The sequence below is a fragment of the Lysinibacillus sp. IITD104 genome, from assembly GCF_036698265.2.
Taxonomy (GTDB): domain Bacteria; phylum Bacillota; class Bacilli; order Bacillales_A; family Planococcaceae; genus Lysinibacillus; species Lysinibacillus boronitolerans.
Map to the genome: position 1 here is coordinate 391540 of NZ_JBAHYH020000001.1, position 25878 is coordinate 417417.

The following is a 25878-nucleotide window of genomic DNA, read 5'->3' on the forward strand; positions in this document are numbered from 1 at the left end:
AATTCAATGATTTCTTAATGACAGCTTTTATTTGCACATAAAGACATCCACTATGTATGTTTTGACATAGTGGATGTTTAAGAAAATGTTAACTCCATCTTTTAAAGAAATCGAAAAATGAGTTTTTTCCTTTTTTAGGTTCTTCCTCAATCGGCTTGTTTACAGGTTCAAGCTGCATGATCTCTTCATCAAAGGACGGATGAACCTCATAGGTTGCATCAGCATGATACACTTCAACATATTCTTCTTCTGTTTCCAATGAAGGAGAATGATCTATATCTGCAGGTTCTGCTACTGTCTCTGCAATGATTTGGTTGAGAGGCTCACTAGCTATTGCTTCAATGTCCTGACTAACAGGCTCGCTAGGTTGCTCTAAGATAACTTGTTCTATCGAGTCATTAATTACAATGGGCTTCTCCAGATTGTTATGCTCATTCTCAGTTTTTACAACCTCCGCAGGATTATTGAATGTTTCAGTTTTAGTGCTATCTGATTCATTAACAATAGAAGATTGTAAAGTATCATTCTCGATGTTTTCCTCGCTTGAAGCTGGCTGTACGGCAGATGGATCATAAACACTTACTGGAACTTCCTTTGCATCCATGGCATTTTTAAAATGGAAGGTGGATTCAACTGTCGTGTTTCTGTATAAACCATTGTATATTTGGCTGGGGTGTGTATTGATTGATTGGAAATATTGCTGATTAAAATGCCGTTCTTCAGGTTTAGTTTCCGGTAGACCATTCTGAGGAGAGGGACCCCCGATGTTTACATTAGGTTGGTGGTTTTTGGCTTTTCCTGCCACACTTTGTAATAGTCTATAAGAAGGTTGTGCTGATGTAATTGTAGTTTGATCTGCGGTTTGGGTCATTCTAGGTTGTCTAGGTAAAAGATTAGGATAAGTTTGAGCAGGCATGTCAATGGAGGGAGGTACGGTTTTTGTATCATTTCCTTTAACTGGCAATAGTTTGTTTAAAATTGATAAAATCTCTTGGTTCATTCCTTCAATGGTTTGATTCAAAGACTCAAGCTGTGTTGAAAGAACCCTAATTTGATCGTCGTAACCTTTTATATATGAATTTTGTTTAGTATCCAATGTCTCTGTGATCCCTTCTAAATGGGCCATCTGTGTTTTTAGTCCATCAAACTCCTGCTTCATATAAAGGAAATCTTCAATTGAATTCCCCGTTTTTAACGAGGTTAACGATTCTCTATAAGATTCAATTTTTTGCTTTAAATTTTCAATTTCTTGAGTGGTATACAATTTTGACTCTTCCATTGTAGTTCACCCCTTTCAGTCCATTATTAGTTTATTAAAAATATTGACTTTCTGTTACAAATATAACGGTTCTTTCAACATTTTGATTCGTATCGTTAATGAGAGAAGTGTATGAAAACAAATCTTGATTGATTTTAATAAATATCCAATGTAACTATTTGTTAGCCCATGCACTTATAGCTGAAAAACATATGCTACAAACGAAAGATAAAAATTTTATGGAGGTGTCAAAAGGATGCAAGAGCATATGCCATCCCAGGCGCAGGAACTAATCTGTATAAATGTTGATAAGGTATACGACTGGATTGTAAAAGAAATGTCGTTTGATATTTCACCTACTGGACCAATTACATTCCCAGGTGTTACAGCAACTACTGACTTAACAGGTGCTATTGTTACTTGTCGAGTAATTCCAGCAACTACAAATCCAATTGTGATTCTGAACCGTGAGAATCGCCAATTCTCTATTGATGGATCAACTGTTTGTCTGCAACACCTAAATGTTCAAAAGAACTTCATTCTAACAATTGTCGTTACTTTACCTAATGGTACTGTTTTCACAAGCAATAATATTCCAGTTTCTCGCTGTGAGCAAGTGACATTATGTGCACCTAAGGGAACAGACGTTGAAATTTTATACACAGATTTAGATTGCTTCGTTTGTACAACAGGAACACTTAGTGTTGGAACAGGTGCTGCAGCAGGTACAATCACGTTCTCTGCGTTAACAATTACTGTTGCTGTTTGTCAAAGTATTCAATCTACATTCCCAGTTACAGTGGAATTTTTAGCAACTTTCTGCGAACCAAGAGCAGACTTACCATTCTCATGTCCAACTGCGGTTCGTCCACAACAATGCCCAGTTATTTTCCCAACTGTTGGTTAATTGTGATAACAAAAAGAAGAAAGTCATACTATGAAGAGAGGGTAATCCTCTCTTTTTTTAATGGAAATAACAAGGAGGTTTAAAGTGGCAGATCGTATTGAAGACAAGATACAGGCACTAAAAGAACAAACAAATGCCTATGTTCATGATATTAAAAGATTGGTTGAGGAATTAGCAATTCCGAATAGGATTAACCTCATTAGTTATTTTACAACTGCACTTAATATTTCTTATGATCCTGAGCAAGAGAGTTTATGTTTAGGCTCCTATCATATTCGTAATATGGGTAGTGCAGCCGTCACGAACCCATCTTTGTGTATAACAATACCCAAGGAGTCACCGTTTTACTTTTCAGGGAGATATGTTCATGAAAATTTCACTCCAAATTTTAAAACACAGGGGCAGAGTCAGTGGGAGCGTTTTAATGACAAATCAAGCAAAGAGGAGTATTGGCTGAGACCAGTTGGTAAGTCAACAATCGAACCGAATGAAACCATTTCATTTACCAATTTTCAAATAAAATGGTCCCACAATTTATCATATTCAGGAACGATTATGGGTTTTACATATTGCGATCAGCTCACAGAAGGTGTTGTTGTTTTAAATCCAATTAATCTAAATGGAATGGGCCAAACACAGGAGGAAGACAATGGGTGACAACGAAAAACAAGAGTTCGGTAGTGTAATTCAACAATTAGTAAAGGAACAGCTAAGTCGTCGTAATGAACAAGATAATAGCTTTGCCTTTCTTGAAAAAAGTACATTACAGCTATTAATGGCTTATCTTGTTTCAGGCGAAAAGAGTCATGTTGAACAAATAGAGAATTCAAAGTTAGAAGAAAAATGGATGAAGCAGCTGGATGATTTACTAGAGGAAAGTAGAGAGCAGCTTGAAGAGGTGGTCGATTTACTAAAAAGATATTCAGGCTAGGGGGTGTGATGATGGACAATGATATTGTGAAAAACAATGATCCAATACAGCTCCAACAAATGATTATTTTTTTAAGGGCCGAGTTAGCCAAGTACAAAAATGAAGTAAAAAGACTTAGAGATAGTGATTATTATGCTTTGGTTCTTCGACTTGAACGAGAAAATGTTCAATTAACAAGGCATAAAAAAGAACTTTCGATGGAGCTCCTAAAGTTGAAAAGAGACTTTGATAAAGAATTGCAAGCTTACGATGAAGAAATTCAGAAAAGAGAAGCACAAAGAAAAAAGCAAATTGCATCCATTGAGGCATTATTAAAGGAATTGGCAGAATTGCGGGCTGAAAAAAAGTCATTGATGGACAAATTTCAAGCATCAAAGGAGGCTTCGATCGATTCAAATGAAAGGTCTATTGTGGAAAGCATAGATAAAAAGTTAAGTGACTATACAACCATAGCAAGTAAACAAATGGAGAATATTTTAGAGACACTAGAAAAATACCATAGAGAGAAAGTAGAATCGGACAGCCTTCATCGACATTTACTAAGTGAGTTAGAGACGAAAAATCTAGATATTGAGAGATTATCCAATGAAATAGTTGCATTAAAGAAACAATCTAAGGATGGTAGCACATCAATGAAACAAGGAGTTAATATTGATGAACAAATAGATTTTAGATTACGCATGCTCAATGAATTAGATGAGAAATTGAATGAACTAGCGTTAGAAATCAATAGTGAGCAGCTTTAGCTATAAAATTTCATCATGACTGTTTCAAAAGTATGCCTTTGAAACAGTCATTTTTTTGATTTGCATAAAAAGCTTTTAAGAAGGTTCAACCGCTCACAAAGAAGAGGAAGGCGCTCCAAAGCAGGTTAACCTCGCTCACAAAGTAGAAGACACCGCTCTAAAACAGGTCAGAACCGCTCATGAGGATCTCATCATGACCCCCCATTCCAATATTATTTTGTTTCTCTATGCAAGGTTACACGTTTCAGGCGAGGAGAGTACTTTTTAAGCTCCAATCTTTCGGGATTATTACGTTTATTTTTAGTAGTAATATAGTTTTTATCACCTGTTTCAGTACAGGCTAGTGTTACTTGTACACGCATTGAAGGGCCTCCTTTTAAATAGTAATTATTACGATTTAAACAATATATTTCTCGCTGGATATTGTCAAGTTTAATTTCACTAGTAATAAAAAGCTTTGCATTTTCCAAAGTAATATGATTTAATTACAAATTGTAAATAGTAATGATTACGATTTAAGGAGTTGTAATAATGACAAAGAAAATTCCTGTTACAGTATTGAGTGGATATTTAGGTTCTGGTAAGACAACAATGATGAATCATGTATTGCAAAACAAAAAGGATTTACGTGTCGCTGTTATTGTGAATGATATGAGTGAAATTAATATTGATGCGGAGCTTATCGCAAATGGTAGCGGTATATCACGTACAGAAGAGAAATTTGTGGAGCTATCGAATGGTTGTATTTGCTGTACATTACGAGAGGATCTATTGCAGGAGGTGGAACGTCTTTCGAAGCTAGGCAATATTGATTATATTTTGATTGAATCGACAGGGATTAGTGAGCCGATTCCAGTTGCACAAACGTTTAGTTATTTAGACGAGGAGCTTGGCATTGATTTAACGAAGTTTTGTCGATTAGATACAATGGTTACGGTCGTAGATGCCCATCGTTTTTGGCATGATTTTCAGTCTGGGGAAAGTTTATTGGAGCGCAAGGAAGCTGTTGGTGAATTAGATGAGCGTGATGTTGCAGACCTTCTCATTGATCAAATTGAATTTTGTGATGTCCTTATTTTAAATAAGTGCGATTTAGTATCCGCAGAGGAGCTTGAGCGATTAGAGCGTATTTTACGTGCATTACAGCCTGAGGCAAAACTTATACGTACAACAAATGGTGTTATCGATCCAGTTGAAATTTTAAATACAGGGCGTTTTGACTTTGAACGTGTCTCTGAATCGGCTGGTTGGTTAAAGGAGTTGGAGCTTGGTCACGAAAACCATACACCAGAGACTGAGGAATACGGTATCTCTTCCTTTACCTATAAACGCAAAAGATCGTTTCATCCGATGCGCTTTGTTGAGTGGTGTGATCACATGCCAGACTCAATAGTACGAGCGAAGGGTATTATTTGGAGTGCAAGACATCAGGAAGTTGCGCTATTATTATCGCAAGCGGGGTCATCTGCAAAAATTGAACCAGTCTCTTATTGGGTAGCAGCTCTTTCTCAAGCCCATCAGCAGGATGTATTCCAGCAAAGCCCTGAAGTATTGGAAGATTGGGATGAAGAGTACGGAGATCGAATGACACAACTTGTGATTATTGGCATTGATCTAGATCGAGAAGACATCACTAAACAGTTGGACAACTGTTTGTTAACAAATGAAGAGTTTCAGAACCCTTGGGAACGTCTACAAGATCCATTTAACTGGGAATGGCAATAAAGAAGAAAAGAAGATTTCGGCTAAGACTCCGAAATCTTCTTTTGAAATACACGATTATAATTAGTAGCATCTCGTAATGCTTTTTCTTCTATAGGTATGCGTACAGAAAGCATTGTAATATTGAGTAATGTAAAACAAAATGCTGTAAAGTAAGCTTGGAACATGAGTGGTAGCAAAAGGATTTCTAAACAAACTACCGCATAATTGGGATGGCGCATATATTCATATGGCCCTTTACGAACAACATGTGCGTCAGGTAAAATGAGGATTTTTGTATTCCAAAAAGTGCCTAAAGAGCGAATACACCAGATCCGCAAAGCCTGCACTGCTAAAAATAATATAAAAAATAACGGAAATAAGGGCGAGATACCATTGTTGTTTGTGACGATTTCCACTATTAAAAACAGAAAAAAGCTAATATGCATGGCTACCATATAGGGGTAATGTGAAGCACCTACTTCATAGGCTCCTTGTGAAAGCATCCATTTCTCATTGCGCTTGGCAATGACAACCTCTGTCAATCTTTGTAGAACGACAAGGATAAAAGTAAAATAGAAGATCATGTTACTCCCTCCAGTTTAATAATACAGCTTCTGCACAAAAACCAGGGCCAAGAGCTACGAGCAAACCTGTATCCTCCACTTGTCCTTCATTTAACATAAACTGCTCTAATACGTATAACACTGTCGGTGATGACATATTACCATGTCGTCTCAATATTTCCCGAGAAATGTCGGTTTTTTGGGGAGATAGATAAAGTGTATCTTCATAAGCTTTTAATACCTTTTTTCCTCCAGGATGCGCAATAAAATGAGTCAATTGTTCGCTATACAGTTCTTGATCCATTAAAAATTGCTCGATGAAAGGTCCGAGCCAATTGGTAATAATAGAAGGAATGCTTTTTTGGAAAATGACATGAAGCCCGTTGTTTTTCACATCCCAACCCATTACATTTTCCGAATCTGGCATCCATTTAGAACCTGTAGCTAGAATATTAGGGGTTGGCCTTTTTGTTGCGATAGCTACTTCATCCCCACAAACAAGTATACATGCTGCACCATCGGCAAAAAGGGAAGCACCAATTAAATTACTTTTAGAAAAATCATTTGGCTGAAAAGTGAGGCTACATAACTCGACACAAACGACAAGCACCTTTGCATGTGGATGGGCTTTACAAAAATCATAGGCTCTGCTTACACCAGCGGCTCCTCCTGCACAACCAAGACCCCATAGAGGAATGCGCTTAAGTCGATCTGAAAAGGGAAGCTTGTTCATAACACGTGCGTCAATGCTAGGTGTTGAAATTCCTGTACTGCTAACAAAAATGATGGCATCGATGTCCTCAGTTGGAATAGATGAGGATAAAAAAGCTGTATTAGCTAAACATGCTTGAATGACACTTACACTGTATTGTGTAGCCAACTCAATATATAAATTATTACGTTCTTCAAAGGAGTGATTCGTACGATGCCATTCAGCTGGCACACAAAAATGGCGTGTGTTGATGCCACCATTTTCAAAAACCTTTAAGTAGCGCTCTAGTTTTGGAATTTTTGCATAAAAAAGCTCTTTCGTTAGTTCCTCTGCGTTATCTTGCTGTAATGTGTAAGGTGGTTGATATGTGCTAATTGAAATGATTTTAGGCAATCCAACATCTCCTCGCATTTAATGGTTTTGTTCATTGTATGCGTGGATGATTGGAATAAATGCTAACGTAATTTTGATATTAAGTATATAGTATCCACTAAGTGTTAAAATGTCTGAATTTTAAGTAAATGGTGTAGGAATTGTGGAAACCTCAAACTAAAGTATGTGGTTTTTGTGCGGAGTAGCTTCGGTGCCGAATTAGAGTAAGGATGTTATATTTTGTTATATAGTCATTAAAGGGAATTGTCTATACATATGATTTCCTTGCAGTTAAATAAATTAAAATTTAGTAGATTTCAGTAAGTATAAGAGGAAGAAGGAGAGGGTTGTTAATTGAAGATTAATCCAAACTTTAGTATTGAATCTTGTGAAGCAAATAAAATTTTTTTAAGTGATCGAGAAGCGTGTAAAGGTTACTATATTCATTTAAATAATAATACCGTAGAAAGTTTAACAGAAAATCGTATAGAATCTCTAGCAGCACTTGGCTTATACGACAATGAAGCTATTTATAAGAAGCCTCATTTTATTAATAGAATAATTAAGTTTTCAAATCCTATAAGTGAAAAAACACTATTTACTATTAGTATATTGTTAATGTTGTTTGGAATACTCGGTGCTACTTTATCGATTTGGAATTCTTGGCCAATGATAGAGATAAACGGAATAGCAAACTTTAATGTAGATGGCTTTGTTTTTATAAAATCAATGCTTATATTTTTAATGGGTATTATTTCAGTTCATGAAATGGCCCATGTATTAAGCGCTAGGTTACAAAATATTGAGGTTTTTACAATCTCATTTAAGCTTAAGTATTATTTTATCCCTATATTTTATGTCAAAATAGTTCCTACAGGGAATAATTTAAAAAGAGCAAATATTGCTTTTGCTGGGAATGTCGCTGATTCTTTTTTAATAATTATTTATAGCAGTATGTTTATTGTAACAGGCGATCTCATATGGAGTATAGTTCTTACACTCCAAATCATTATGGGAGTATTTAATTACAATATCCTATTTCCGACAGATTTTTATATTGGATTTTTCTCATTGATTAAAAAACCCGATTTTCGTGTCCAGTCAATTAATTTTACTAATCATTTTTTTACAAGACGCTCAGCTTTCCATAAAAAGATTCATCTCTATTATTTAATTTATGGAATTTTGTTTTATGGAATGTTTATTCTATTTTTAGTGACAACAGGATTAAATATTACATATTGGATTATACGAGGTGTTAATGGATGAAGGATACAATTTGTATGAAAAGAAAGACTTTGTTTAAAACAGAACGCTTAGATGATTTAAAAGATGAACCATTGAAGATGTATTCGAATTGGAATAATTATAAAGAAAATCTTGAAAAGATTAAAAAACAATTGTTAAAGATGTTGAATGAAAAAACAGAAATACTTTACATAAATAAGAATTTGAAAGAGATGAAATTGTATTTAAATATAAAAAAAACTCTAAAAAAAGAACGCATTATTCATGAAGCAATTTTAGATGAAATAGATGATAAACAAATTAAAGAGCATTCAAAAATCTATAATGAAACATTTGAGTTGATTAAGTCGATTGAAAAGCAAGTCGAAGATGCCTTTTTAAGAAAAGTAAATCGTTACAAATCATTTTTATCTCATTCTGAATTTCAACAAGCCCTGTCAATTACAGCTTCTGAAGCATATCAACAACTTTTTAATCCAGAAGTTACAAAAGACTCAGTAAACAGAGCTCGATATCGTTTTATTCAGCGTGCCACTGTAAAAACTAGCCCACTTAGCTATTTAGGAAAAACTATATATTTAAGTGATGAAACTAAAATTACTGAACAAATTAAATTAAATAATGTGGTAAAATCTTTAATTTTAATGGCTTCTCTTCATAATAAAGATTTAGATCATTTATTACAAATTAAAGTATGCCCTAAACTCAAAAAGTGTAATGGAATGGATGCTGTCTATTTTGAAAAAAACTATTTATTAAAAGGTGTAGATTGGATACTTAAACAAGATGATATATTACACCAAAAAGAGGTCGTGGATTTTTTATCCAAAATACAGCATTGTGAAACCCCAGCAGAAGTTAAGAGGGAATTTAGTAACTGTGAAGAAATAACGTATGAAATGTTAATAAACAATGGCCTGGTTATACCTAATTTTAATTTTTATTATAGTTGTAACGAAAATTTTGATGATCTTTTAAGAAGAATTTTTCTTGATAAAGAACATCATTTATTCTACCCAAAGTCAATTAGTGACATAAAGAATGATTCCGTTAAAAAACTATTAACTGGTTACTTAGAGAAATTTAATAATCTATATTTAGGTGAAACCTATCAAGAAAAATTAAATAACGTCCCCTTATTTTACCATGATTATGTAGCTTTTGATCATTTTAATACACCTGAAATTCAAAGCGAATTTATTCGAGATATATTTAAGAAGTGTATCGTTGTTAATCATTATACTTACAGGCTGCATCAAACAATAATTATGAACAAAAACATATATGAAGGGCAAACGGTTTTATCTGTACTTGTTGATGTTCATGAAAAATTGAAATTTCAGAAAAATGAAACACCCTTACCTAAAATTAGATTCAAACCCTCTATAAAAAAAAGTGCATTCCTTTACTTACAAAGTGAGAAAGATGGATCCCTGGTTTTAAATAACGTTAATATTGGAAGTGGTACAGTATATCATCGTTATGGTGATTTATTTAATGAAAATATTAAAAATAAATTAAAAACATACTATGAGAATCTATTTACGTATCCATATCCTATTTATGAATTAGTAATTGATGAAGAAATCTCTAATCATATTGATGTAGGTAAATCAATTTTCCCAAAATTAGTATGGCCAAAAGACTTTTTAAAAGTAAAGATGCATATCTCAAACGATGATATTGCATTTTCGCTAGGTGGTAAACCTATTCAATTAATATATGTTGGGACAGTTCCATTCCATTTATTCTCAGGTATAAAAGGGGACTTTTTGAATTTAATTCATCCTTGGACGGTGGATATTAATAGCATAAAGAACTTGGATACAAGAAAAGTCTCTCAACTGAATTGGCAAACTATTAGTGATTCAGATGATTTATCTGATACTCAATTTTACTACTTGATCACCGACTATTTTAAAACTAATAATTTACCATTCGAATTTTTTGTAAAGAAAAAAATGATTAATTTTACTTCTAGAAAACCCATATGGATTTCATTATATTCAGTCGAGTCTATAAAAGTTCTAAAGCATTTACTGTTGAATGAACGCTCTATTGAAATAGAAGAAGTAAAGCCTAGGATCAATGGAGATTATGTAGAGGAATTTTGTATATTAACAACGGAGGGGGAATGTTAATGTGGAGAAGTTACCATATTTACACGAGTAACCGTAAAATGTTCTTACAAATTTTAGAAAACCTACAAAATGAATATTATAATAGTAAGTTTTTCTTTGTCCAATATGTAGACCCAATAGGTTTTCATTTTCGATTACGTGTCCAAAGTGTTGAGCAACAAAATATAGAGCTAAAAATCAACGAATATTTTGGGAATATTCGTATTCTAAAAAAGGTTTATGATCCTGAATACACGTTATTTATGGATTCACTACCAATCTATGAGGAATACTCAGTTGAGTTAACTAAATTTTTAGTTAGTTATCGGGATATTCCGCCACATTCCTATATAGAAGATATTATAAAAATGCTCTTAGAACATTTCAGATGTAATAACATTAATTTTATTCAATTTTATATGTCTTATTGGCAAGGATATACTCGTTTTCAAAATAAAACTCAGCAAGAAAATTTACGACAACAGTTAAGTAGAAGTCTTGAGAGCCCCCCATTTACTAATGTAATTTCAATTTTATACCCATTAGAGGAACAGCATTTAAACAAAGAAATTTGTTTTAAATTTTTACATATGACTTTGAATAAATTTGGATTCAGTATTATGGATGAGCTTGTCATTCTATCTAATTATTTAGAGCAACACACAATTAGTCCACAGAAATAGGAGAGGAGTATTATTATGAATCACAACTTTGATAAGTTCATTATTTCTAAACGTAATGTAGTGCCCCCTCGTGGTGTACAAAAAACGAATATTGGCATTGCATATATTGCTGATATAAACCATTATCGAACTGTAAATGCAGGAAAGAAAGTGCATGACTCGGTAGCAAATCTTTCTGGTGCAGGGACAGGAGATACTCCTGAACAAGCTATGTTTTTAGCAACAATGGAAGCATATGAACGTTTAGCAAATAGTATTCCTACAAAGCGAACAATAGTAGCAACTGAAGGAGATTTAAAAAACTTAGCTGTACCACTTACTGATTTTCCTCAGATAAGTGAAAGAGAAACAAACAGCCATTTAAAACCATCAAATAGTAATCAAAAACTTAGATGGTGTGAATCGCTTAATATTACAGAAGATAAGATTTGTTACATTCCTCAAATATATATTAATTTATTTACACAGTTTGATTATGAAGGGGAAAATATTTCGCATTCAATATCTACTGGTTGTGCTATTCACCAAAATTATATTGATGCCGTAATTAATGGGATTTATGAAGTAATAGAAAGGGATGGGATAGCACTTACTTGGCTATTAAAGCGTCCATTAAAAGAAGTAAGTGAAGAAAGTTACCTAGAGGATCTAAATATATTTACTCATCCTTTTTTAGGAAAAACAACACTATATGAAGCATCAACCGTTGATGGTATACATACGTTTTGTCTTCGAGCTGAAACAAATCACTCTCAAGAGTTAAAAAATGTACTTATGTTTTCGACAAATGCATGCCCGAAAAAAGCCATACACAAAATAAAAAAAGAACTTATTTCTGTAATGTTTAGCCTTGTAAGTAGAATTCCAAAGCAAAAAGAACTTCTAAGTCGTCCATATGATTTATTTTACTCTGTAGATGAGGGAGCATTATTTATGGCGCATGAAACGATGGCCAATAAGTTCTCGTTTTTAGAAGGAAATGGGACAGTCCTATTCCCAACTGAAAAACCAATTTTTAATTCTAATCTAGAGGAACTTCATTATTTAATTGATTGTTTAAAAGAACAGGGACATAAGGTTTATGTGACAGATTTAACATCACGTGAATGTAGAGAACAGGGTTTATGTGCAGTGAAAGTGACAATACCATCATTACAACCTATTTCATTTGTTCATTCAGCACGATATTTAAAAAGTCAACGTTTAGAGTCATTTGCCACTCAAATGTTTGGATATTATGATGAAGAACTTATTAATGAGGAACCTTTACCATTTTCATAAGGAGAAACGGAGGAAATTCTATGAACTATATTGTTACAGGTATAGGGAAAAGTCAGGATGCTATTTTTAAAGAGCTATTAAATAGAAAGTTTGCAGTAAAGAAAATTGACTACTCAGAAGTTACGGATAATAGTGAAGACCTTTTTTTTGTCATCTATGATGGTCCAAAACTTAATATATGTAAGGAGTTTTTAAATAGTCACGCTATAAATGCCATTCCGATTTTTGTAGATATTGATAGGATTATGATACCTGGTTTATTTAAGAATGGGGAAGAGTCTAAAAGAATATGCATAGATTGTGCATTATCTAGAATGCAAGAGTATTATTTTCCAGCAAAAATGCATGAGCTAATAATATCTCTAGAAGACGAATTCTCAGACTTGTATTTTTTACCAGAGGAAATATCGATATTCTGTAACTATCTTATTACTTATATTAACTCCAATTTAAATAATCAAATTGCAAACTTCTCATTTGATTACTATAAAATGATATTCAAAGAAATATCAGGTTATACAAATTGCCCTAACTGTGATAATTATGATGTCAATATTGAAGAGATGAGAACATCTTTAGAGGGAGGAAAAAGATATGTCTCAACTAATAAGTGATCCCATGGTTCATTTCCCTACGGAACCACAATTATTACCGAATATTAATATTATTATAGAGGAAGCTGTAACCGTTATTGGAAGTGTGGATGGTCCATTTCGATTAAATGGAACGAGAGCAAAGGAAATTGTCAGTGATTTACTTCCTTTATTAAAGGAAGGAATATCTTTAGAAGCATTGTATATAAAAGCTCGTTTTTCAAAAGAAGAAGTTGATCAGTTGCTGGAAATTTTATTTATAAAGGGTTGCTTAATGCAGAAGGAAGACCATCAATTATTAGATAGAACAGATAAATTCTATTTAAGATATATATCAAAATTCAAAAATTTTAGTAGTCTGAAAGCTTTTAAGACCCACCTAGATAATTGCTGTATTTATATTCTTGGAAAGGATGCCTTATTAGTAGAAGCTTTGAAAGAAAATTTTGAATCATTTAATATTACGACTCTTACTGCTAATGACTTTAACCCTGTGTCACTTTCAAATAAGCGATCTTTATGTATTTATACTGATGATTTTAATGAAACTTCTATTAAAAACATTTTAGGATATATGGATGTATTATATGTAAATTATAAAGGACAACAATTTGGTCCGTTATTTTCTCAAAAAGGGATTATGCCAGATGAATATATCGGAATTTTAGAATCTTTAAAGATTAATCCAAGTGTTGAAGAAATGGATAAGAAAGAATTTTTAAATCGTGTAACATTAAATACTGTACGCGAAATAGGAAAAATTAATAATACATCACTAGTTGAAGGGTTTTATAAAAAAGAGTTTATTAACTTCAAATATTATGCACTAAGAAATAAATTGTATGAACACGAAGTTCCTAGTATCGTATCATTTGAAAAATTTATACAGTTTCCTGCGAGTAAATTTGTTAATGCTTCTTCACATTTAACTCATTATAAATCTAAAAATTTGAAACTAACTGTATATAATCAAGCGTCTTTTTTGTGGAAAAAATTAGATGATGTAGAGGTCCCTTCTCAAATCGATTTACTGATGCGAAAAACAGTTGGTTACAAAGATTTAGAAATCAAATATAAACGTTATACTCCAACAGGAGGTAATATTAATTCGAATTTGTTATTTTATGTAAATATCAACAACAAGGCATTCATGGGTAAGGGTATTTACTTCTATAACAATACCGATAATACCTATTATCAAATAATGAATGATGAACTTTTAGATGTTACAAACTTCGTAAAACTTTTGGATAGAAATTGTACTACCAATCAGAATGTTCAAGGATATTTGCTCTTAGGGAATGATACAGACATTATTGCGGAAAAGTATAACGATTTTAGCTTTAAGATTGCAAATTTAAATAATGGTATTTTATTGTCTAACCTAATGTCCTTATCAAAAATTGCCGACGTTCAATTAAAAGTTCACACTCGTTTTGATGAAAAAGCAATACTCCATCTTTTAGGAATTGAACGTTCAAATGAAATAATTAATTTTGTTGTGGAGGTGGTTTAAATGTACGGTCAATATGTAGCTCAAAGTAAAAATAATTTTAGTAAATCCATTTTATCGCCAACAATTAGTAATGATGAGTGGCCATTTCCCTTTGAGAAAGAAAATTTTCTCGAGACGCTTTCAAAAAGAAAATCTTATCGCTTTTTTAATGTTAATGATCGTCAGTTAACAAAAATTCAGTTAAATATGTTGGCCAATCACGTAAAGGACTGTTTGAATCATTTTCAGTTACAGGATTTAGTTCATGTTTGTTTTATCGATCAATCGAAATTATTCGCATTAGATCGAGGTGTCTATTTTAAAAATTTAGAAGATTGGGAACAAAAATGTTTGTTAACAGCTTCATCAGTAGAAGAATCGTTGTTTTTACAGAAAGAAATGCATCGAGCAAGTGGAATTTTTTACTTTGAATGGAATGTAGAGTATATTAACACTTTTAATCGTTTAATAGATTATCGTTATATGTTATCAATTAGTGGTTTACTGGGTCATCAGTTAAGTTTAAAGGCTGCAGAGATGGAATTAAAAGGTACTATATTCGCTGGATTAACATTAATAGAATATCTACAAGAAATTCAACAAAGCAGACAAATAAAACAATTACCACTTTTTGCTTTTGCTATTCAGTAGATAAATTTCTTCATGGGAGGGCTAAATATAAATGAATTTAATCCTAGAAAACATTAGTAAGAGTTTTAATAATCGAACTGTGCTGAAAAGTGTGAATTTAAATTTTCCATCAAAGGGATGCCATTTATTACTGGGGGAAAATGGGGCAGGAAAAACTACATTAACAAAGATTATTGAAGGTGAATTATCTATAGATTCTGGTCAAGTTTATTTAAAGACTGACAAAAAAAATGTAGTTGATTGCGCCATTCAATATCAAAATTTTGAAGCATTTCAATATCTGAAAATTAGTGAGGTTATAGAGCTCTTTAAAAAAACAATAAAGCAATACGATTTTAATCAAGATCTCTTTAATTTATTGGACCTTAAAAAATTCGAGAAAACTCTAATCAAAAATGCTTCTGGTGGTATGAAAAAAGCAGTCTCCATCTTCATCACTTTTCTACTTAATAAACCTATTATTATTTTGGATGAGCCATTTGCAGATTTAGACCTGAAGAAGAAAAAAGATCTTCGTTCTTTTTTGACTTATTATGCAAGAGAAAAGGAAAAAATTTTAATAATTATTAGCCATGAAGTAAATGAATATGAAGAATTATTTGATACTGTTTCGATATTAGATGATGGTGTTATAAAGGAATCTGATCACTTGGGAAAATTATTAAATAAATATAAAACAACAGATAATTTTGGTATCGAGGACTTATTCTATGCGGTGACTGGAAAAAGGCTGGTGTTAAATAAATGACTTTTATGATTACTAAAATTTACTTAAAGGAAACACTTCGAAATTTTGGAGCACTTATCGGTACTCTATTACCTGCAATAATGTTTTTTGTGATATCTATATTTGTAAAAAATGCAGCTTCAGTCGGTACAGAGACACTTGACTTAATGATTCGTGGTCAGTTTCTTACTACCTGTATATTATTCACTATTTTCTCTGTGGCATTTTCTGGGGGTACTGTTTATTTAACTGATAAGAGATCTGAGCGAGTTTTTGAATGGTTAGATAAAACAAATATTAAGTTTTATAAGTATTTCATAGGTTTAGGTTTAGGTATTTTAATTATATTAAATATATTTTTAACAATTATTTTATTAGCGTTCAGCACAATTACAACACTTGAATTGGTAGACATAGGTAAAATTTTGTTGATCTCTAACTTTACATTCATTGCATTATATCCAATTAATTATGTTTTGTCATCGTTATTCCCTAATGGCAAAACCGCAACAAGTATGTTAGTACCATTGATGTTAATATTACTATTTTCGGTTACCATGACAGATTTATTTGTATCACTAAGTGGTAATGACCCACAAAACTATTATAAGTTTTTAATTTGGAACCCAATGCTATTTTTAAATGATACATTGCATTATATTTTAGGACTAGCTGAATCACCATGGCTGGAATTGACAAATTATTTACTCATTCTTTTAGCCTTATTTATTTTATTATTTATAATTTCAAAAAAGACTTTTCGTTATTTGAAGTAAAGAGTTTTATTCACTGAAAGGAGGTGATACTGATGGAAGAGAAAAACAATCTTTTATCAATAGAATCAAAGATTTACATCGAAGAGCAAGAAGAACTAAATGAAATAGCAGCTTCATTTGGTACATTAAGTACTGTTTCGAGTGGTTCTTGTCCAGGTTCTTCATTAAATACTACTTCATCTGTGTCTACAGCTGGATAAACTTGTATCTGTGAATTAGATGAATAGTATTTTGATGAATCAAAAAGTTAGAGTAGAGCATAGGAGCCTGAAATGAAGAGCAGGAGTAATGATTAAATAAGAACTGGACCAAGGAATTTACAAGAACAAGCCTAAACTTGTCTATCTTTTTCTAATCTTTCAAATTCAGTAATCTCTTTATTTTGGATGAAAAAGATGAAAGATTAAATATGAAATGTTGGGAGAGTATTTAAATGGAAGAATTCGCTGAAAATAAAGTAGAAGAAATGAGCCTTTATATTGAAGAACAAGAGCAGCAGTTAAATGAAGTTGCTGGTACATGGGGCTGTACATCAAGTTTTTCTTGTCCAGCTGCAACTGCAGCAACTGCTTCTTCAGTTGGATGAAATTTGAACTTGAATTTTCTAGAAAATATTAAACGGAGGTATTTAAATGGAAAAACACGAAAAAAATAAAGCAGACGAAATGGGCTTATATATTGAAGAGCAAGAGCAGCAGTTAAATGAAGTTGCTGGTACATGGGGGTCCGCAACAACATTTGCTTCAGCATCTACAATTGGTAGTAGTGCATCAACTGCAAGCTCTGGAGCAACTGCTTCATCATTCGGTTGATAGAGAGGATGGATATTATGAATGACAATCAAAATTTTAATAGAAACCTAAAAGATACTTTATATATCGAAGAGCAAATGGACGTGTCAGAGTTTGCTGGGTTTACAACAACTAGTAGTCTAGCAACAGGCGGATCTTTTGCTTCTGTCGGAAGTTGTGCAAGTTCTGTTTCTACAGGATCATGTATCTCCAGCGCAGGTGACTAAATTTAACATTAAATAATTCTCATACATAATACTCATTAAATATGTTATGTATTTAATGAGTATTATATCATCTTTCCTTTCATTATACTCTCTAAAGCAATTGTCTATACCATTCTTATCGATATTTATTTACATATTTTAAAACATTTTTTCTATGTTATTCAAATTTGAGTTTGAATATTCCGTTTCTTTCTAAATTTTTAAGAGTTACTTTGAATGTCAACAAAAGGTATTCAAATAGAACGTACTACTAAAGCGGAAATAGAAAATATATGGTTGTGATTGATGTTGTATAAAATGTAAAATAATACAAAATATATAAAATTGTTTTTTATACTTATCCTATTGTAGTATTTGAAAGGTGGTGAGAATAATGACGTATAACAAAAAAAAATCAAATGTACTAGAATTGAAAAAAATGGATGTCAATAATAAAAAGTTGAATGGCGTAATGGGTTATTCAACGACAAGTAATTTCCTTTGTATCGGTACACCAAGCATGATGAGTCAATTTACTTGTAGCAAATAAATAGGATCTGTAACGAATAAAGAGTGGAGGTAATAATTATGGATATGCGTTATGTACAGTATATTAATCTTAAAGAAAAATATTATGAGCCTCCACTTGAAAAGGCGACAGAGTCAGCTCTGAAAATTTCTGATGTACCCTTCAATTGGGTTATAAATTCTGACAAACATTGGACATATTATTCTAAGCCAGACTCTGATTTGCCTATTCAGGGTTGGAAGATACATATAAGTTCTATACCAAAAGAAGCTAAAGAAATATTGAGAGTCGTTTCGGATTTTTTGTTTGAGAATTCTGTTCCGTTTAAACATGTATCTAATGTGTGGGAATTAGTATTAAAGAATTCTAAATATGGTGACAGAGCCTCGTCAGGTAAATTTATTACGATCTATCCGAATAACGAAAGTCAGTTTACTTTCCTTTTAGAGAAATTACATTATCTATTGAAAGACTTTTCAAACGGACCATACATACTGAACGATAAAAGATGGTTAGATGGGAATGTTTATTTTAGATATGGGGCATTCAAGGAGATGTATTTAATTAACGGTGCATCAAAAATTCCAGCCATTCAAAATTTTTCTGGTGAATTAATACCCGATTCAAGAGCGCCATATTATACGGTTCCTGATTTTATAGAAGAGCCACTAATTGTTAAAAAAATGTCAGAAGCGCATGGGGAAATACAAACTGCTGTATCAGAGCTTGATAATTATATTATTGAATCTGCTTTGCACTTCAGTAATGGTGGAGGGGTTTATGTGGCAAATCACATTCCTTCAAACACTAAAGTAGTATTGAAAGAGGGGCGACCAAATGCAGGTTTAGATGGTCAAGGAAGAGATGCGGTAGAGCGTTTAAATCATGAAGGTAGTATATTAAAAAAACTCCTAGGATTAGAATCCGTGGTTTCATTCCATAAAATATTCCATGAGTGGGAACATGTATTTTTAGAAGAAGAGTATATTAGTGGGACATCTTTAGATACTTGGATAGCAACGAATTATCCATTCTCTGCACAGCAAAACTCAAGTGAATACTGTGACAATGCATGTTCTATACTAAAACAATTAAAAGATGCTCTGCAATCTATCCATGCTAGAGGCGTTGGTATGGGCGATCTACAGCCAGCCAATGTAATGGTAACAGCTTCTAATGATATTAAACTAATTGATTTTGAAGCAGCGAGTCATTTAAACGATAGTATTCCTTCAGGTTTAATGCGACTTGGTTTTGTAGGTGCTCCAAATCTTTCACGGGAACAGACAGATTGGTTTGCCTTACTTCGTATAGCAAGATATCTGTTTCTACCGATAGGGCCCGTTCAAGATATAGCGGTAGACATCATAAAAAAACATGATCAATGGATTTTTGATCAATTCGGTAGTAAGGCAATGAGATGGATTGAAGAAATTGAAAGTGAATGTAATAAAAGGTGCGTTATACCACAAAAAAGTTTCCTCTCAGCGCCATCTAAATATTTTAATAGATCAGATATACCCAAAATTCTCTCATCAATCAGAGCTGGTATTATTACTGATTTGAGGTGTGATGTCAAACTATTATCGGGGGATATCCGTCAGTATGAAAGTTTAGGTGGTATCTTTAATATACTAACAGGTGGCTTTGGTGTAATCATGGCATTAATGCGCACTGGCGAGGTACCTGAAAAGGCAAAATCTTGGGCAATAAAATATAGTTCGCAAGAAGTTATTAATCAGCTTGACATGGGGCTTTTTTCAGGAAAAGCGGGAATAGCAGGAGTACTTTATGATTTAGGGATGATTGAAAGATCCAAAGCAATCTATGATTCAATAGAAATAGAATCAAATAATGAGGATATTTCAATAAGAACGGGATTAGCTGGAATAGGCTTAGCATTTATATCTGCATCCTATATATCTGATTTTAAGTATATGCTTGATCGTGCTATTAAAATAGGCCTTCAGTTACATTCCCTTCTTGAAAAAGATATAGTGGTAACTTCTAACGATGCTGATGCCATTCCACTAGGGCTAGTAGATGGATGGTCTGGTGTTTCTCTATTTTATAGTGCTTTATATAAAGCTACTGAAGAAAAAGTATGGTTAGAACTTTCTCTGCAAGCTTTAGAAAAAGATATAAGTATATGTACTATGGATAATTCAGGAACGTACCAAGTTATCGATAAAGAAAACACAAGGTTTATTCCGTATCTTGCAGGAGGCAGCGCGGGCATAGGTCTTAGCATGATAGAGTTGAGACATTTGCTAAAGGACAAGAGATGGGAAACTGAATTAAAAGGCATAGGGGAAGTGGCTAGTTCCAAATGCTTTTACGGTTCAGGTCTTTTTCGTGGCTTAGGCGGGATAATTCTAACTGCCAACGCAGTTGATATCGAGCTTCAAACGGGAGGACAATTCTTAGATAAAGCAATAAATACCTTAAATTTATATGTACTTAGTGATAATGATAAATATTTTATGCCAGGGGACTATTGCTATAAACTTTCGGGTGACATTTTTTCTGGAGCAGCGGGGATGTTATTGGCACTTTCAGGAATTGAAGAAGATATATTTTCTTGGCTACCATTACCTAATTTGAAAGAAACTTTTTCTTCTTATCAAAATTCAACTAATGGAATAGCTGTTCTTTAAAATCATTCATTTGCTATAAAAATATTACAATCAATTAGCTAGAATGAGGCAAATTTAAATGAATAAAAATAGTGAACGGAAAAATTCGAAAACTTTAAGTGGTAAAGTTTTTTTAAAGCTTATTAAAGAAGCAAATCCACCAAAATGGATAATTTTTTTTGCTATCGTTTTAGGAATAATCGAAACTGTTGTTGGGTTACTAGTTCCACTTTTTACGATGAAATTAGTAGATCAATTGGTTAGCTCAGCGTTTAATTTTTCTTATATGCTTTTATTTGGGATTATTTTAATTATGCAAACAGTATCCTCAGGATTATCCTTCTATTTTATGACTTATATAGGAGAATCCATTGTTGCCTCTATTCGAAATCGATTGTGGAGACATGTGCTACGACTCCCCATTTCCTTTTTTGATGACCGTCAGTCTGGGGAAATATTGAGTAGAATTACGCAGGACACAAATATTGTAAAAGCATTGATTACTCAGCATTTAATCACATTTGTCACAGGGCTCATTACGATTATTGGGTCAATTATTTTCCTATTGCTCATTGATTGGAAAATGACTGTTATTATGCTGATTTCTATTCCTTTGTCAATTTTATTTATCCTACCCTTGGGACAAAAAATGTACAAGATTGCAAATGCTACGCAGGATGAAATGGCGAATTTTTCTGCTAACCTTGGTCGAGTGTTAGCAAATATTCGTCTTGTAAAAGCGTATCATGCTGAGAAAACCGAAGGCAAGTATGGTGAGAAAAACGTTCACAACCTTTTTAAATTTGGCTTAAAAGAAGCAAGAGTTCAAGCCTTCGTTTCCCCATTCATGACATTTGTAATTATGCTTGTACTTGTTATATTAATTGGTTATGGTGGCGTACAAGTAGCCTCTGGTGCACTAACTGCTGGTGCGCTAGTAGCGATTATAATTTATATGTTTCAAATTACGGTGCCCTTTACTCAAATGGCCTCCTTCTTTACATCTCTACAAAAGGCACTTGGGGCGGTTGAAAGAATTCGAGATATTCTTTTTGTTCAGCATGAGGGCGAGGGCGAGCACGCAAAGATAGAAGTGCAGAGTGCAGAACAAAATATATCATTTTACAATGTTTCTTTTGCCTATCAAGAAGATATGATTATTAAAAATCTCTCATTAACAATTCCTACTGGAAAAATGACGGCATTTGTTGGTCCTAGTGGTAGTGGGAAAACGACATTATTTTCTTTGCTAGAACGTTTTTACAAGCCCATCTCAGGTGAAATATTACTAGGCCAAACTAGTATTTATGACATTTCACTGCAGTCATGGCGCAGTCAGCTTGGTTATGTCTCACAAGAAAGTCCCTTAATGTCAGGGACTATTAAAGCAAATATTTTATATGGTGTTGAACACGGAGTGTCAGAGACAGCTATTCAACATGCTATACAACAAGCCAATGCATGGGAGTTTATTGATAGACTACCTGATGGTGTTAATACGCAGGTTGGAGAAGGTGGTATGAAGCTTTCAGGAGGGCAACGACAGCGGATTGCCATTGCAAGAGCTTTAATTCGAAATCCAAAAATTTTATTGCTGGATGAGGCTACTTCCAATCTAGATAGTGATTCTGAATTACTTGTTCAAAAAGCATTACAAAAATTAATGGCGGATCGAACAACACTCGTTATAGCTCATAGACTTTCTACAATACTTGATGCCGATCAAATTGTTGTGTTAGAACGTGGAGAAATTACAGGTATCGGTACACATAAAGACTTGATGCAAACACACATGTTCTACGAAAAGCTAGTGCGTCAACAACTGAAAAACGAGGTTTGAAATTCCCCATATATTTTTACTGGGAAGTTCATTATGAATGGGAAATACAATTTTAATATGATATTTAAAAAAATCTCCCCAAATTTTTAGAAGAATTTCTAACAATCTGAGGATATTCAAATAGCTTTATATGTTTAAATGTTCTCAACCTCATGTCTTATATTATATTACTTTTAGAACATTAGGGCAGACCACTTTTTAAAATATCTAAACGGATTACTTCTGTTACAGCTTCTGTGCGAGAGTTTACGCCTAATTTTTTATAAATTTTAGTTAAGTTGTATTCAATGGCTCGTATACTTAAAAATAATTCATCGGCAATTTCTTGATTACTGTACCCTTTAATCAAGCTTCTAAGGATGGATATTTCTTTTTGAGTGAGTAGTGTACTTAAATTATTGCTTGAGGGAATTGGTTCTTTTAGTTTTTTTAATAAGGGTAAAGGCAGTAACACATACCCTTTTAATGTAGCACGTATAGTCATAATTAAATCTTCATATGGAACAGTTTTACTAACTATTCCACAAATGTTCAAATTTATAAGCGAGCTAAATTGTGAATAGTAATCGAAGCCAGTATATAGAATAACTTTAGCTTTAGGTCGTATTGCTAAAAGTTTTTTTGTTAGATCTATACCCGAGCACTCAGGCATTTGTATATCAAATAAGTAAATATCATAGTCGCTAATTTCAAATTCTTTATATATTTCTTCTAGCTCGTGAAGATAAGTAACCTTAAAATCTTGTTCATTTTCTAATATGGCTTTAGTACCTAGACCTACCATTTGATGATCATCTACCAAAAGAATATGAATCAATTTTCTCACCTCGGTATTGTTATATGGATTTCCGTACCAATACCAATTTCAGTAATGAAGTTGATATTTCCGTTAAAGCTATAAACTCTTTCTTTTATACCATTTAGTCCTGTATGTGAGTTATTGACTGATACTGAGTCCGGCTTAAAACCATTACCGTTATCTCGATAGTCAAGATATATGTTCTTTTCATCATCCCATAAACTTAATGATATTTTAGTTGCATTAGCATGTTTATGTGCATTGTTTAGAAGTTCTTGAATAACCCGATAAATGCAAATTTCCAAATTATAGTCGTCGTGTTCGATGATAGGGGGAAAATCATATGTAATGTCAAAGCTAGCCTTTTTTTGCATATTTGCACACAATTCTCTTAAAGCTACAGTTAATCCCCCTTTTGTTATTGAGATTGGACGAAGCTCATTGCAAGTAGTGCGTATTTGATTAATTACATCTTGCATCCCGTTCTTTATTTGATGTAATTGACTTAGTGTATCTCTTGGAAGGTAGGGTGTTGTAGTGATTAAGTTTTCAAGTGAACGATACCAAATAATTTGATCCTGTAAGGCTGAATCATGAAGATCAGCTGCTAAACGTCTTCTTTCTTGCTCGGATAATTGAAACAGAAAACGTGATAAAGTGGAAGATGATTGTAACTGTTGAACCTCTGTTTGTTCAATGGTATGTATTAGATTTTCAACAGCAAAAACGTTTTCATAAACGAGTCTTATATATTTAACAATATTAATAAACCAAACTTTTTCATGAAGGTTAAAAACTGTTTGATTTTTTTTATAGCCAATCCATATGTATGTATGGGTTGTTTCGATTGTATAAATCCTCATACCAATTAAACCTTGGTAATCAAGTAAATCTATCTTTTTATTTTTATGATTACGTATTTTATCTTTGAATTTTTCAGAAAGGTGAATAGCTTGCTCGTTTTTTGAAATTTCCTCTAAATGGAAATTGTCTGTAAGATAGTCAAACGTTATAAAAGCAATAATGCTTGGCCCTAATGATTCTTGAAGTTGGTTGATAAACAAATTTTTTAAATCTTTTTCTTTCATGCTCGATGATAATTTTCCAATAAAAAACTCAAGCTGCTGAGACAAACTATCATCCCGCATCCAAAGGCGATGTCGAAGGACAAAGTCTACTTTCTCTTTGATAAAAAGTAAAATAATAATCATACTTACAATTACAAAAATTAAAAAGAAAAAATATAAAATCTGAGAATTAGGATTTAAGCTGCCAAAAATAATAATTGTAGCAATGCTTATAGCAGGTAAAAGAGAAAGTAAAAAGTAATAAGGAATTCTACTTAATATGAAGTTTAAATCTATTACTTGTTTAGAGACAGATAAATAGAAATATCCAATAGGGATAATAAACAAAAAAATTTCAACGGTATCATCATCTAGGTAGGGTAAATTTAGCATAAATGGTAATGCATGCAGCGATATGAATGGTGTGAATGCGAGGACATTAATCCATACTAACCATTTTAGGATTGTCTTCCCTTCATGATATATGTTTTTTATGTAGTAATAACATAATAAAAGAATCACAAAAAAAACATTTGAGCAAAAGTAAAATAAAACTATATTTGCACTAATCGCTGAAAAATGACCTTTATATAAAAAATTTAATATACTGATTGATATGATAATGATGGAAAAAACTTTATTAAAGTTAAACCACATCGATGATTGTTGTTGAATAATTCTTCTTTCATGAAGAAGAGCAAAAATAAATAAAACTAAATACATTGATCCTAGTGGTAGAAAAGTAATAATAATGATATTAGCGATAATATCATCCCTTCCAGACTCGGTCGAAGCAAATAAACTCAAAGCAGCTGATAACAAGAATCCAATGAAATATCGATTCACTGCATTTGGAGATTTAACCATTAGCATGGATAAAACTAATGCTAGTATAGAAAATAAACTTGGAATAATTAGTTCTTTAATAGTACTTCTTGTCTCATACTTTGGGGTAGCAACTGTTTGTGTAATTTCGCCGTCTGTAATTTCTACTTTGCTTCCTCTGTTTATAGAGACATCAGTGATTGGCTGTCCGTCAATCTTTTTGATAATATTTCCGGGTGAAGCGGTTGTATAACGTACCCATCCATCATTTTGGTTAATGTTGGTTATTATATATTCACCAGTTGAATTATTAGATATATTTATGCCCATATATGGCGTTAGCATTAATGATAATAAATAAAAATGTATAATGATAAATATACTACTTAAAATTAAAACAAATTTTTTGAAAACCATA

The 25878-nt window shown here is 32.7% G+C and carries 27 protein-coding genes; 21 read left to right on the forward strand and 6 right to left on the reverse strand.

Annotated elements, in window-relative coordinates; translation table 11 throughout:
• Positions 1 to 88: 88 nt before the first annotated feature.
• Positions 89 to 1279: a hypothetical protein gene (locus V1L66_RS02045; protein ID WP_036079534.1), complete on the reverse strand. Its 1191-nt coding sequence runs from the start codon at positions 1277 to 1279 to the stop codon at positions 89 to 91.
• A gap of 235 nt (positions 1280 to 1514) precedes the next feature.
• On the opposite strand from V1L66_RS02045, the gene V1L66_RS02050 reads away from it, so the two are divergent.
• The 4 genes from V1L66_RS02050 (at position 1515) to V1L66_RS02065 (ending at position 3842) form a co-directional block, all read left to right on the forward strand.
• On the forward strand, positions 1515 to 2165 hold the full coding sequence (locus V1L66_RS02050) for a hypothetical protein (protein ID WP_004231775.1): 651 nt from the start codon (positions 1515 to 1517) through the stop codon (positions 2163 to 2165).
• A gap of 84 nt (positions 2166 to 2249) precedes the next feature.
• Positions 2250 to 2822 carry a hypothetical protein gene (locus V1L66_RS02055; protein WP_259419943.1) on the forward strand — a complete coding sequence of 191 codons (573 nt, stop codon included), beginning with the start codon at positions 2250 to 2252 and terminating at the stop codon, positions 2820 to 2822.
• Positions 2815 to 3096, forward strand: a complete 282-nt coding sequence (locus tag V1L66_RS02060) for a hypothetical protein (protein ID WP_112116799.1) — start codon at positions 2815 to 2817, stop codon at positions 3094 to 3096. The genes V1L66_RS02055 and V1L66_RS02060 overlap by 8 nt, the downstream gene beginning before the upstream one ends.
• Before the next feature lie 11 nt (positions 3097 to 3107).
• The gene (locus V1L66_RS02065; protein WP_333004693.1) at positions 3108 to 3842 is read left to right on the forward strand and encodes a hypothetical protein; all 735 of its coding nucleotides are present in this window, start codon (positions 3108 to 3110) and stop codon (positions 3840 to 3842) included.
• A 212-nt stretch (positions 3843 to 4054) separates the two neighbouring features.
• Here the strand turns inward: V1L66_RS02065 and rpmG are convergent, their stop codons facing one another.
• On the reverse strand, positions 4055 to 4204 hold the full coding sequence (rpmG, locus tag V1L66_RS02070; protein ID WP_004231780.1) for a 50S ribosomal protein L33: 150 nt from the start codon (positions 4202 to 4204) through the stop codon (positions 4055 to 4057).
• Between the two features lie 169 nt (positions 4205 to 4373).
• On the opposite strand from rpmG, the gene V1L66_RS02075 reads away from it, so the two are divergent.
• Positions 4374 to 5567, forward strand: a complete 1194-nt coding sequence (locus V1L66_RS02075; protein ID WP_333004695.1) for a GTP-binding protein — start codon at positions 4374 to 4376, stop codon at positions 5565 to 5567.
• A 20-nt stretch (positions 5568 to 5587) separates the two neighbouring features.
• Here V1L66_RS02075 and V1L66_RS02080 read toward each other — a convergent pair whose 3' ends face one another.
• A complete protein-coding gene (locus V1L66_RS02080) occupies positions 5588 to 6130 on the reverse strand; it encodes an isoprenylcysteine carboxyl methyltransferase family protein (protein ID WP_333004697.1) in 543 nt (180 codons plus the stop codon).
• A gap of 1 nt (position 6131) precedes the next feature.
• A complete protein-coding gene (locus tag V1L66_RS02085) occupies positions 6132 to 7214 on the reverse strand; it encodes a type III polyketide synthase (protein ID WP_016993035.1) in 1083 nt (360 codons plus the stop codon).
• A gap of 333 nt (positions 7215 to 7547) precedes the next feature.
• Here V1L66_RS02085 and V1L66_RS02090 point away from each other — a divergent pair, with 333 nt between their 5' ends.
• The 16 genes from V1L66_RS02090 (at position 7548) to V1L66_RS02165 (ending at position 22769) form a co-directional block, all read left to right on the forward strand.
• Positions 7548 to 8462, forward strand: a complete 915-nt coding sequence (locus tag V1L66_RS02090; RefSeq protein ID WP_312123913.1) for a hypothetical protein — start codon at positions 7548 to 7550, stop codon at positions 8460 to 8462.
• Positions 8459 to 10582, forward strand: coding sequence for a hypothetical protein (locus V1L66_RS02095; RefSeq protein WP_312123914.1), 2124 nt, complete (start codon positions 8459 to 8461; stop codon positions 10580 to 10582). The genes V1L66_RS02090 and V1L66_RS02095 overlap by 4 nt, the downstream gene beginning before the upstream one ends.
• A complete protein-coding gene (locus tag V1L66_RS02100) occupies positions 10582 to 11244 on the forward strand; it encodes a lantibiotic dehydratase C-terminal domain-containing protein (protein ID WP_016992646.1) in 663 nt (220 codons plus the stop codon). The genes V1L66_RS02095 and V1L66_RS02100 overlap by 1 nt, the downstream gene beginning before the upstream one ends.
• Before the next feature lie 15 nt (positions 11245 to 11259).
• Positions 11260 to 12525: a YcaO-like family protein gene (locus V1L66_RS02105; RefSeq protein ID WP_312123915.1), complete on the forward strand. Its 1266-nt coding sequence runs from the start codon at positions 11260 to 11262 to the stop codon at positions 12523 to 12525.
• Positions 12526 to 12545: 20 nt separating this feature from the next.
• A complete protein-coding gene (locus tag V1L66_RS02110; protein WP_016992645.1) occupies positions 12546 to 13139 on the forward strand; it encodes a hypothetical protein in 594 nt (197 codons plus the stop codon).
• Complete coding sequence (locus tag V1L66_RS02115; RefSeq protein ID WP_016992644.1) at positions 13120 to 14634, forward strand: hypothetical protein; 1515 nt, start codon at positions 13120 to 13122, stop codon at positions 14632 to 14634. Before V1L66_RS02110 ends, V1L66_RS02115 begins: the two co-directional genes overlap by 20 nt.
• The gene (locus tag V1L66_RS02120) at positions 14635 to 15264 is read left to right on the forward strand and encodes a hypothetical protein (protein WP_016992643.1); all 630 of its coding nucleotides are present in this window, start codon (positions 14635 to 14637) and stop codon (positions 15262 to 15264) included.
• Between the two features lie 31 nt (positions 15265 to 15295).
• Positions 15296 to 16012, forward strand: coding sequence for an ATP-binding cassette domain-containing protein (locus V1L66_RS02125; RefSeq protein ID WP_312123916.1), 717 nt, complete (start codon positions 15296 to 15298; stop codon positions 16010 to 16012).
• On the forward strand, positions 16009 to 16767 hold the full coding sequence (locus tag V1L66_RS02130; protein ID WP_016992640.1) for an ABC transporter permease: 759 nt from the start codon (positions 16009 to 16011) through the stop codon (positions 16765 to 16767). Before V1L66_RS02125 ends, V1L66_RS02130 begins: the two co-directional genes overlap by 4 nt.
• Before the next feature lie 32 nt (positions 16768 to 16799).
• Positions 16800 to 16967 (forward strand): thiocillin family RiPP, encoded by a 168-nt coding sequence (locus V1L66_RS02135; RefSeq protein ID WP_016992639.1) that lies wholly within the window; start codon positions 16800 to 16802, stop codon positions 16965 to 16967.
• Between the two features lie 233 nt (positions 16968 to 17200).
• A complete protein-coding gene (locus V1L66_RS02140) occupies positions 17201 to 17353 on the forward strand; it encodes a thiocillin family RiPP (RefSeq protein ID WP_016992638.1) in 153 nt (50 codons plus the stop codon).
• Between the two features lie 46 nt (positions 17354 to 17399).
• Positions 17400 to 17579: a thiocillin family RiPP gene (locus tag V1L66_RS02145; protein WP_004231810.1), complete on the forward strand. Its 180-nt coding sequence runs from the start codon at positions 17400 to 17402 to the stop codon at positions 17577 to 17579.
• A gap of 17 nt (positions 17580 to 17596) precedes the next feature.
• Complete coding sequence (locus tag V1L66_RS02150) at positions 17597 to 17785, forward strand: thiocillin family RiPP (RefSeq protein ID WP_004231811.1); 189 nt, start codon at positions 17597 to 17599, stop codon at positions 17783 to 17785.
• Between the two features lie 373 nt (positions 17786 to 18158).
• Positions 18159 to 18314 carry a SapB/AmfS family lantipeptide gene (locus V1L66_RS02155; RefSeq protein ID WP_333004700.1) on the forward strand — a complete coding sequence of 52 codons (156 nt, stop codon included), beginning with the start codon at positions 18159 to 18161 and terminating at the stop codon, positions 18312 to 18314.
• 38 nt (positions 18315 to 18352) lie between these two features.
• Complete coding sequence (lanKC, locus tag V1L66_RS02160) at positions 18353 to 20950, forward strand: class III lanthionine synthetase LanKC (protein ID WP_312123917.1); 2598 nt, start codon at positions 18353 to 18355, stop codon at positions 20948 to 20950.
• A 58-nt stretch (positions 20951 to 21008) separates the two neighbouring features.
• Positions 21009 to 22769: an ABC transporter ATP-binding protein gene (locus tag V1L66_RS02165; RefSeq protein WP_333004701.1), complete on the forward strand. Its 1761-nt coding sequence runs from the start codon at positions 21009 to 21011 to the stop codon at positions 22767 to 22769.
• Positions 22770 to 22950: 181 nt separating this feature from the next.
• Here V1L66_RS02165 and V1L66_RS02170 read toward each other — a convergent pair whose 3' ends face one another.
• Positions 22951 to 23586, reverse strand: coding sequence for a response regulator transcription factor (locus V1L66_RS02170; RefSeq protein WP_016995051.1), 636 nt, complete (start codon positions 23584 to 23586; stop codon positions 22951 to 22953).
• Positions 23587 to 23591: 5 nt separating this feature from the next.
• Positions 23592 to 25877: a sensor histidine kinase gene (locus V1L66_RS02175; RefSeq protein ID WP_312123919.1), complete on the reverse strand. Its 2286-nt coding sequence runs from the start codon at positions 25875 to 25877 to the stop codon at positions 23592 to 23594.
• Position 25878 lies beyond the last annotated feature (1 nt).

What these genes read in the sequence shown, in the direction of transcription:
- V1L66_RS02140 (WP_016992638.1), top strand. Translation starts at nt 17,201, where the DNA reads ATGGAAGAATTCGCTGAAAATAAAGTAGAAGAAATGAGCCTTTATATT.
- V1L66_RS02080 (WP_333004697.1), bottom strand. Translation starts at nt 6,130, where the DNA reads ATGATCTTCTATTTTACTTTTATCCTTGTCGTTCTACAAAGATTGACA.
- V1L66_RS02135 (WP_016992639.1), top strand. Translation starts at nt 16,800, where the DNA reads ATGGAAGAGAAAAACAATCTTTTATCAATAGAATCAAAGATTTACATC.
- V1L66_RS02095 (WP_312123914.1), top strand. Translation starts at nt 8,459, where the DNA reads ATGAAGGATACAATTTGTATGAAAAGAAAGACTTTGTTTAAAACAGAA.
- V1L66_RS02145 (WP_004231810.1), top strand. Translation starts at nt 17,400, where the DNA reads ATGGAAAAACACGAAAAAAATAAAGCAGACGAAATGGGCTTATATATT.
- V1L66_RS02075 (WP_333004695.1), top strand. Translation starts at nt 4,374, where the DNA reads ATGACAAAGAAAATTCCTGTTACAGTATTGAGTGGATATTTAGGTTCT.
- V1L66_RS02110 (WP_016992645.1), top strand. Translation starts at nt 12,546, where the DNA reads ATGAACTATATTGTTACAGGTATAGGGAAAAGTCAGGATGCTATTTTT.
- V1L66_RS02130 (WP_016992640.1), top strand. Translation starts at nt 16,009, where the DNA reads ATGACTTTTATGATTACTAAAATTTACTTAAAGGAAACACTTCGAAAT.
- V1L66_RS02150 (WP_004231811.1), top strand. Translation starts at nt 17,597, where the DNA reads ATGAATGACAATCAAAATTTTAATAGAAACCTAAAAGATACTTTATAT.
- V1L66_RS02045 (WP_036079534.1), bottom strand. Translation starts at nt 1,279, where the DNA reads ATGGAAGAGTCAAAATTGTATACCACTCAAGAAATTGAAAATTTAAAG.
- V1L66_RS02060 (WP_112116799.1), top strand. Translation starts at nt 2,815, where the DNA reads ATGGGTGACAACGAAAAACAAGAGTTCGGTAGTGTAATTCAACAATTA.
- V1L66_RS02155 (WP_333004700.1), top strand. Translation starts at nt 18,159, where the DNA reads ATGACGTATAACAAAAAAAAATCAAATGTACTAGAATTGAAAAAAATG.
- V1L66_RS02050 (WP_004231775.1), top strand. Translation starts at nt 1,515, where the DNA reads ATGCAAGAGCATATGCCATCCCAGGCGCAGGAACTAATCTGTATAAAT.
- V1L66_RS02065 (WP_333004693.1), top strand. Translation starts at nt 3,108, where the DNA reads ATGGACAATGATATTGTGAAAAACAATGATCCAATACAGCTCCAACAA.
- V1L66_RS02125 (WP_312123916.1), top strand. Translation starts at nt 15,296, where the DNA reads ATGAATTTAATCCTAGAAAACATTAGTAAGAGTTTTAATAATCGAACT.
- V1L66_RS02165 (WP_333004701.1), top strand. Translation starts at nt 21,009, where the DNA reads ATGAATAAAAATAGTGAACGGAAAAATTCGAAAACTTTAAGTGGTAAA.
- V1L66_RS02120 (WP_016992643.1), top strand. Translation starts at nt 14,635, where the DNA reads ATGTACGGTCAATATGTAGCTCAAAGTAAAAATAATTTTAGTAAATCC.
- V1L66_RS02105 (WP_312123915.1), top strand. Translation starts at nt 11,260, where the DNA reads ATGAATCACAACTTTGATAAGTTCATTATTTCTAAACGTAATGTAGTG.
- V1L66_RS02175 (WP_312123919.1), bottom strand. Translation starts at nt 25,877, where the DNA reads ATGGTTTTCAAAAAATTTGTTTTAATTTTAAGTAGTATATTTATCATT.
- lanKC (WP_312123917.1), top strand. Translation starts at nt 18,353, where the DNA reads ATGGATATGCGTTATGTACAGTATATTAATCTTAAAGAAAAATATTAT.
- rpmG (WP_004231780.1), bottom strand. Translation starts at nt 4,204, where the DNA reads ATGCGTGTACAAGTAACACTAGCCTGTACTGAAACAGGTGATAAAAAC.
- V1L66_RS02100 (WP_016992646.1), top strand. Translation starts at nt 10,582, where the DNA reads ATGTGGAGAAGTTACCATATTTACACGAGTAACCGTAAAATGTTCTTA.
- V1L66_RS02115 (WP_016992644.1), top strand. Translation starts at nt 13,120, where the DNA reads ATGTCTCAACTAATAAGTGATCCCATGGTTCATTTCCCTACGGAACCA.